1 protein-coding gene is annotated in these 2578 nt (G+C 71.8%); it reads left to right on the top strand.

Annotation, left to right across the window (positions count from 1 at the left end; translation table 11 throughout):
* Positions 1–2578, top strand: a 2578-nt coding sequence (locus STBA_RS38045; RefSeq protein WP_171987803.1) for a type I polyketide synthase, incomplete at both ends; no start/stop codon positions are given.

Here is a 2578-nt window from a genome sequence, read left to right as displayed (position 1 = left end):
ATCCCCGGCGTCGCCTTCGTCGACCTCCTCCTCCACGCCGCCCACCACATCGGCTGCAACCAGATCGACGAACTCACCCACCACATCTTCCTCGCCGTACCCGACCACGGAGCACTCCAACTCCGCGTCCTGATCGAACCGGCGGACGAGTCAGGCCGACGTGCGTTCACGGTCCACTCCCGGAGCGAGGATTCCCCGGCCGAGGGCGAGTGGACCCTTCATGCCGCCGGAGCACTCGCCACCCGGGCCCCGGACGCGCCGGATACGGACCCCATGCGCACCGGCGGCACCTGGCCGCCGGCGGCCGCGGAACCCATCGACATCGAGGATTTTTACACCCGCATCACCAGCGCGGGCCTCGGTTACGGGCCGCAGTTCCGCAGGTTGCGCGCTGCGTGGCAGGACGGCGACACCATCTGGACCGAGGTGTCCCTCCCCTCCGACGCCGACCCCGGCACCTACGGGATTCACCCAGGACTGCTCGACTCCGCGATCCAGCCGGGCGCACTGGTCACCGATCGCGAAGCGGCGCGGGACTCCATCCGCATTCCCTTCGCCTGGAACGGCGCGTCCCTGCACGCGACTGGAGCCAGCTCTCTGCGTGTCCGCCTCACCTGGACCACGCCGGACACGGTGTCCGTGACCATCACCGATCCGACGGGCGCGCCGGTGCTGACGATCGACTCCATCGCCATGCGGGCAGTCGCACCGGAACAGCTCGCCATCGCGCGCGCCGCCGACACCGGAGAGCTGTACGAGGTCAACTGGGTCTCCCTCCCCGCACCCAAGGACATCGCCCCGGGCACGACCAACACCGCGTGGGTCGGCGTCACCGCCCCGGAGAACGAACACCTCGTCGCGGCGCTCCCCACCGACTACCTGCCGCTCGGTACCAGTGGGCAGGGTTCGACCGACCCGGGGACGTTCGTCACGTGGTGTGTGTCGCGGGACGACGCCGACCCGGTGCAGGCCACGCACGCGCTGACGCAGGGCGTGCTGCGGCTGGTCCAGACGATCGTCGCGGATGAGGAGAACGATTCGCGGCTGGTCGTCCTGACCCGGCACGCCGCCTCGACCAGCGCCGATGAGGAACGGGTCGACATGCCCGCCGCCGCGGTCTGGGGGCTGATCCGTTCCGTCCAGGCGGAACACCCGGACCGGTTCACCCTCATCGACCTCGACGACAGCGAGACCTCGCTACAGGCCCTGCCCGCCGCGGTGGCCGGCGCGCTACCCCAACTCGCCATCCGCGACGGCCGGCTCCATACCCCCCGCCTCACCCGCACCCAGCCGCCCTCGACGGCCGAGCCTGCGGCGTTCGATCCCGAGAAAACGGTGCTGATCAGCGGCGGCACCGGCGCCCTGGGCACCCTCCTCGCCCGCCACCTGGTCAGCGCGCACGGTGTCAGGCACCTGCTGCTCACCAGTCGGCAGGGACCCACGCCCCACACCCGCAGCATCGCCACCGGCCTGGCCGCGCTCGGTGCCAGCGTCACCATCGCCGCCTGCGACGCCACCGACAGTGCCTCACTGGGGTCTCTGCTCGCCTCCCTGCCGCAAGAGCGCCCCCTCGGCGCCGTCGTTCACTGCGCCGGTGTACTCCGCGACGGCATCGCCGCCGCTCTCGACCCTCAGCACCTCACCGACGTTCTGCGTCCGAAGACCGACGCCGCGTGGAACCTGCACCAGCTCACGCGCGGCGCCGACCTCGACGCGTTCGTTCTCTTCTCCTCCGCGGTCGGCACCGTCGGCGCCCCGGGGCAGGCCAACTACGCCGCCGCGAACGCGTTCCTCGACGCCCTGGCCCACCACCGGCGCGCCCAGGGGCTGCCCGCGCACTCCCTCGCCTGGGGACTGTGGGAACACGCCACGGGCGGTATGGCCGGCACCCTGGAGGAGCAGGACCGCGCCCGCATGAACCGCAACGGGCTCCTGCCGATTTCCGCGGCACACGGGCTCGCCCACTTCGACTCGGCCCTCACCACCGACCATCCGGTCGTGATCCCGGCCAAGTTCGACCTCGCGGCCCTGCGAACCCGGGCCACGCACACGCCGATGTTCCAGGGGCTCGTCCGCGCCCCGCGCCGCGCCGCCGCCCAGGCCGCCCGCGCCGGCCAGGACGGCGACCAGCTGCGCCAGTTGCTCGCCGACCGCCCGGAGCCCGAGCACCAGCGCATTCTGCTCGACTTCCTGCGCGGTCACATCGCGACCGTCCTCGGACACAGCTCCCCCGAGAGCATCGCTGACACCACGTCCTTCAAGGAGCTGGGCTTCGATTCGCTCAGCTCGGTGGAGTTGCGTAACGCGCTCAACAAGGCGTCCGGGATGCGGCTGCCGTCCACGCTGCTGTTCGACTACCCCACCCCCACCACGCTCGCCGACCACATCCGCACCGAACTGGCCGGCGCCGGGCAGGCGCCTGCCACTCGTGGACCGGCCACCGCCCTCCGCACGGCATCCGCGGTCGGCGCGAACGAGCCGATTGCGATCGTCGGGATGGCCTGCCGCTTCCCCGGCGGCGCGAACACCCCAGGCGACCTGTGGGACCTGGTGATGGAGGGACGCGACGCGGTAGGAG

Source organism: Streptomyces sp. MP131-18 (assembly GCF_001984575.1).
Taxonomy (GTDB): Bacteria; Actinomycetota; Actinomycetes; order Streptomycetales; family Streptomycetaceae; genus Streptomyces; species Streptomyces johnsoniae.
Note: the sequence above shows the minus strand (reverse complement) of the source record. Positions and strands in the feature narration are given on the sequence as shown.